Here is a 4,709-nt window from a genome sequence, read left to right as displayed (position 1 = left end):
CCCTTCAGGAGTCCGTTCGATGAACGCTTCTACGCCTTCGCCTGCCCAGAACCAGGCGTCGACCGCCACCCTCTACGGCGGGGTCTGGCTCCGACCCACCTCCCCGACGGCCGCCGCCTCCCGGGGGCTGCTGCCCGTCACCGCCCGGGTTGGGCGTCCTTCGCCGTCGCTCGCTCATCTTCCAGCCACTCCTCGCCAGGCGTTTCCAGCCTGAAGGCAGGGTTCACGTCCGATGCCCGCAAACCGCCCTGATCCCGGAGGTGGTCCTCGTGCACACGCGACAGCGTACGCAGCACGGATATACAACTAATCGGACATCAGTTGCCAATGACCGCAAAACGGCAACAGATCATTACACGCCCGTTGCCAACCTCACCTGCGCGTCGGCTTGTGATCACATTCACGCGTGCCCCCCTTGCTCGTTCCGAGGGCCGGGTTTACTGTTCTCGATATATCGAGCCGATACATCGAAGCGGCATACCGCCGGATGCGGCGGCCGGACGGACACCGAGAGGGAGGAGGACGAAGGCCATGGGCAGACGCTCAGGAGTGCTGGAGTTCGCCGTCCTCGGACTGCTCCACGACGCCCCGATGCACGGCTACGAGCTGCGCAAGCGGCTGAACATCCTGCTCGGCACGTTCCGGGCGCTCTCCTACGGAACGCTCTACCCCTGCCTGAAGAGCCTGGTCGCCCAGGGCTTCCTGGTCGAGGACAACCCGGACGTCGAGTACGTCCCGGCCACCGCGCTCAACGGCAAGCGGTCCAAGATCGTCTACCGGCTCTCCGCCGAGGGGAAGCAGCGCTTCGAGGAACTGCTCGCCGACTCCGGCCCGGACGCCTGGGAGGACGAGCACTTCGGCGTGCACTTCGCCTTCTTCGGCCAGACCGACCGGGCCGTGCGGATGCGCGTCCTGGAGGGGCGCCGCAGCCGGCTGGAGGAGCGGCTGGAGCGGATGCGCAACTCGCTGGCCCGCGCTCGCGAGCGGTTCGACGACTACACCGTCGAACTCCAGCGGCACGGACTGGAGTCGGTGGAGCGCGAGGTCCGCTGGCTCAACGAGCTGATCGAGACCGAGCGGTCCAACCGCACCGGTCGGACCGGCTCCGACGCCGGCGGCCCCGCCGCCGGCCCCCACAAGACTTCGGACGGCCGTGGCCAGGAGGACGGGTCCCAGGACCCGCCCGGGCCACCGTACGACCGCCCGGGGCGCTCCGCCCAGGAGCGCTGACACCGCGCCAGCCCTGTGCCGCGCGGCAGGATCGGGCGCCTCGCGCCCGTACATGCAGTCATCGAAGAAGCAGGACGAGTTCCGCCGACCCCGGCGGTCCTCATGAGATCACAGGGAGCAACCGGAATGGGTTCGGTTCGCGTAGCCATCGTGGGCGTGGGCAACTGCGCCGCGTCGCTGGTGCAGGGTGTCGAGTACTACAAGGACGCCGACCCGGCCGGCAGGGTCCCCGGGCTGATGCACGTCCAGTTCGGTGACTACCACGTCCGTGACGTGGAGTTCGTCGCCGCCTTCGACGTCGACGCCAAGAAGGTCGGCTTCGACCTGGCCGACGCCATCGGCAACAGCGAGAACAACACCATCAAGATCTGCGACGTGCCGCCGACCGGCGTGACCGTCCAGCGCGGCCACACCCTCGACGGCCTGGGCAAGTACTACCTGGAGACCATCGAGGAGTCGGACGAGACTCCGGTCGACGTCGTCCAGGTCCTCAAGGACCAGCAGGTCGACGTCCTGGTCTGCTACCTGCCCGTCGGTTCCGAGGACGCGGCCAAGTTCTACGCCCAGTGCGCCATCGACGCCAAGGTCGCCTTCGTGAACGCCCTGCCGGTGTTCATCGCGGGCACCAAGGAGTGGGCGGACAAGTTCACCGAGGCCGGCGTGCCGATCGTCGGTGACGACATCAAGTCCCAGGTCGGCGCGACCATCACGCACCGCGTGATGGCCAAGCTGTTCGAGGACCGCGGTGTCATCCTCGAGCGCACCATGCAGCTGAACGTCGGCGGCAACATGGACTTCAAGAACATGCTCGAGCGCGAGCGCCTGGAGTCCAAGAAGATCTCCAAGACCCAGGCCGTCACCTCGCAGATCCGCGACCGCGAGCTGGGCGCCAAGAACGTCCACATCGGTCCCTCGGACTACGTGGCCTGGCTGGACGACCGCAAGTGGGCGTACGTCCGCCTGGAGGGTCGCGCGTTCGGCGACGTCCCGCTGAACCTGGAGTACAAGCTGGAGGTCTGGGACTCCCCGAACTCCGCCGGTGTCATCATCGACGCCGTCCGCGCCGCGAAGATCGCCAAGGACCGCGGCATCGGTGGCCCGATCCTGTCGGCCTCCTCGTACTTCATGAAGTCCCCGCCGGTCCAGTACTTCGACGACGAGGCCCGCGAGAACGTCGAGAAGTTCATCCGCGGCGAGGTCGAGCGCTGAGCGGCTGACCGCTCACGGCTCGCACAGCCGTAGGAGGGGCCCACGGTCTTCGGATCGTGGGCCCTTCACGTTCTCGCGGCCAATGTTTCACGTGAAACAGTGGCCGGTTCCATGGCACTCTGGGCGGGTGGCGATCACCGAGAACGGCAGCACCCACCAGTCCGCGCACAACGCCACGCTCCTGGACCTGCTGAAGGGCCGCGACTTCCGGCGGCTGCTGACCGCCCGGGTGCTCTCCCAGCTCTCGGACGGCGTCTTCCAGGTCTCGCTCGCCGCGTACGTGGTGTTCTCCCCCGAGAAGCAGTCCTCCCCCGCCGACATCGCCTCGGTGCTGGCCGTGATGCTGCTGCCGTTCTCGGTCATCGGCCCGTTCGCCGGCGTGCTGCTGGACCGCTGGCGCCGCCGCCAGGTGCTCTACTTCGGCAACCTGGCCCGCTTCGTGCTGGGCCTGGGCACCGGCGCGCTGCTGCTGGCGCAGGCGCCGACCTGGCTGTTCTTCGCCTCGGCCCTGCTGGTCACCGCGCTCAACCGGTTCATCCTGGCCGGCCTGTCCGCCGCCCTGCCCCGGGTGGTGGAGCAGGACCAACTGGTCACCGCCAACGCCCTCTCCCCCACCCTCGGGACGGTCGCCGCCGCCTCGGGCGGGGGCATCGGCTTCGCGCTGCACCAGCTGATGGCTCCCGGGCCGCGGGCCGACGCCGCCCTGGTCACGGTGGCCGCGCTGCTCTACCTGTCGGCCGCGCTGGCCGCCCGGCGGATGGACCGCGACCTGCTCGGCCCGGAGCAGCACGAGGGCCGCCCGGCGCTCGGCCAGGCACTGGTCCGGGCCGCCGTCGAACTCGGCGCCGCGGTGCGCCACCTCGTGCGGGACTGCCGGCCCGCCGTGCACGCGCTGGCCGCCGTCACCGCGGCCCGGTTCTGCTACGGCGTGCTGATCGTGGTCGTGGTGATGCTCGCCCGGTACACCTTCAACGACCCGACCGACAGCGCGGCCGGGCTGGTCACCCTCGGCCAGGCGGTGGGTCTGTCCGCCGCCGGGTTCTTCGTCGCCGCGCTGGTCAGCCCCTGGTGCACCCGTCGGCTGGGCCTGGCCGGGTGGATGACGGCCTGCCTGGTCGCCCCCGTGGCCTTCGTCCCCGCCCTGGGCCTGAGCTTCACCCTGGTGCCCTGCCTGATCGCCGCCCTGCTGCTCGGGGTGGTCACCCAGGGCACCAAGATCTGCGCCGACACGGCGGTGCAGGAGTCGGTCGAGGACGAGTACCGCGGCCGCGTCTTCGCCATCTACGACGTGCTGTTCAACGTCGCCTTCGTGGCCGCCGCCCTGGTCACGGCACTGGTGCTGCCGCTGTCCGGCCGCTCGGTCGCGGTGGTGCTGGGGGTCGCCGGGGTATACGCCCTGACGGCGGTCCTCTACCTGCGCGCCGCCCGCCGGAGCCCGCTCCCCCGGTGACCAGGGCTCCTGGGAACCCTCGGGGCTCGCGGCCGACGGCGTCCGACCGACTCGCTAAGGTACTCGAACCTGTCGGATCGACAGAACTCCGTCTCGGGGGACGAACTGATGAGCACACCGCCGAATCCGTACGGCCCGGCCCCGGTGGGGCCGCCCGTCGCCACACCGTACGGGGCACCGCCACCCCCGCCGGCCGCGCCGTACGGACCGCCGCCGGCCTACGGGCAGCCCGCGCCGCCGGCCCCGCCCGGCTACGGCCCGCCGCCCGGGTACGGACAGCCGCCCGCCTACGGGCAGCAGCCGCCCGGCCAACCGCCCTACGGACAGCAGCCGTACGGGCAACCGGCCCCCGGACCGTACGGGCAGCAGCCGCCCGCCGGACCGTACGGCCCGCCCCGGCCCGCCCCGGCGGTGCCGCCCGCGCCGGCCGCCAAGCGCGGCATCCGGTCCAAGCTGCGGATCGTCGGGCTGGTCGGCGGCTGCGTGGCGCTGGCCGTGGGCTACTTCGTGGCCGGGCCGAGCGTCAGCAGCGCCAAGGCCGGGGACTGTGTGCGGGCGAGCGGCTCCCGCGACGTCGAGATCGTCAAGTGCACTGACAGCAAAGCGAATTACCGCGTTATGTCGAAGTTCGAGGGCACCACGGACGTGACCCGCTGCAAGCAGACGCCGCAGACCACGAGCGCAGTCTCGGGCAAGAGCGGCCGCCGCTGGAACAAGAAGCGGTACGTGCTCTGCCTCGGCCCGCTGGCGCCCGCCACCACCGGCGTCCCGCCGGTGAAGAAGTCCTGACCCCTTCCGCCTCTCCTTTCCTTCCCGGGGG

At 70.6% G+C, this 4,709-nt stretch carries 4 protein-coding genes; all 4 read left to right on the top strand.

All coding sequences use genetic code 11. The annotated features are described in order from the left end of the window. Positions 1-531 precede the first annotated feature (531 nt). The 4 genes from ACIQOV_RS28255 to ACIQOV_RS28240 all read left to right on the top strand — a co-directional run bounded on the left by ACIQOV_RS28255 (position 532) and on the right by ACIQOV_RS28240 (position 4,678). On the top strand, positions 532-1,230 hold the full coding sequence (locus tag ACIQOV_RS28255; protein ID WP_359909483.1) for a PadR family transcriptional regulator: 699 nt from the start codon (positions 532-534) through the stop codon (positions 1,228-1,230). A gap of 126 nt (positions 1,231-1,356) precedes the next feature. Further along, positions 1,357-2,439 (top strand): inositol-3-phosphate synthase, encoded by a 1,083-nt coding sequence (locus ACIQOV_RS28250; RefSeq protein WP_401053231.1) that lies wholly within the window; start codon positions 1,357-1,359, stop codon positions 2,437-2,439. 127 nt (positions 2,440-2,566) lie between these two features. Further along, positions 2,567-3,889, top strand: a complete 1,323-nt coding sequence (locus tag ACIQOV_RS28245) for an MFS transporter (RefSeq protein WP_401053229.1) — start codon at positions 2,567-2,569, stop codon at positions 3,887-3,889. Positions 3,890-3,997: 108 nt separating this feature from the next. Continuing rightward, a complete protein-coding gene (locus ACIQOV_RS28240; RefSeq protein WP_401053227.1) occupies positions 3,998-4,678 on the top strand; it encodes a hypothetical protein in 681 nt (226 codons plus the stop codon). The last annotated feature ends 31 nt before the right edge of the window (positions 4,679-4,709 follow it).

The sequence above is a fragment of the Kitasatospora sp. NPDC091257 genome (assembly GCF_044757675.1).
Taxonomy (GTDB): Bacteria; Actinomycetota; Actinomycetes; order Streptomycetales; family Streptomycetaceae; genus Kitasatospora; species Kitasatospora lactacystinica.
The sequence above is the reverse complement of the archived record's forward strand: the minus strand, read 5'-3'. Positions and strand labels throughout refer to the sequence as shown.